Source organism: Neisseria sp. P0021.S007 (genome assembly GCF_051956855.1).
Window position 1 is genome coordinate 1 of sequence record NZ_JBQCXA010000911.1, and the last position, 567, is coordinate 567.

Below are 567 nucleotides of genomic sequence, written 5' to 3' on the forward strand. Positions count from 1 at the left end.
TTGTGGTTGTTGGGATTGAGGTAGTGCGCGGCATAGGTCTCAATCAGGGTTTCCTGAATGTGTTCGCTGACGTTGTGGGCAAGGCGGCGAATGATGCCGGAGAGGCTGTATCCGATGAGCGGGCGGATTTGGTCGGCTTCGGGAACGGGCAGGCCGCAATCGGCAAAGCTTTGCTGAAAGGTGTGAATGATGGGGTTGGTGGTGTCGGCAAGCGTGCCGTCCCAGTCGAAAATAATGAGTTTGGGTTTCATGGGTTTCCTTTCAGACGGCCTTTTCCTGATTTTCCAGCATTAAAACAAATTGCGCCAATTCCTGCGGCAGGGGAGCTTTTAGGATCAGTTTTTCGCCGGTCAGCGGATGGGCGAGGTGCAGCTCGGAAGCGTGCAGGAACATTCTTTTCAAACCGAGTTTTTGCAGGCGTTTGTTGGCCTGATAGTCGCCGTAGCGTTCGTCGCCGGCAATGGGACAGCCTTGCGATTGTAGGTGGACGCGGATTTGGTGGGTGCGGCCGGTTTTCAGAGTAGCTTCGACAAAGGTCAGGTCGGAAAGGCCGACTTGGTGCAAAAG

Annotated in this window: 1 protein-coding gene and 1 pseudogene; both read right to left on the bottom strand. The window is 54.7% G+C overall.

The genetic code is table 11. The features are described 5' to 3' along the window. The coding region (locus ACTHUR_RS16665; RefSeq protein ID WP_440399799.1) for an HAD family hydrolase at window positions 1–251 on the bottom strand (251 nt) is incomplete at its 3' end. 10 nt (window positions 252–261) lie between these two features. Then, window positions 262–567 (bottom strand): annotated as a pseudogene (locus ACTHUR_RS16670) (RNA pseudouridine synthase); the annotation flags it as partial.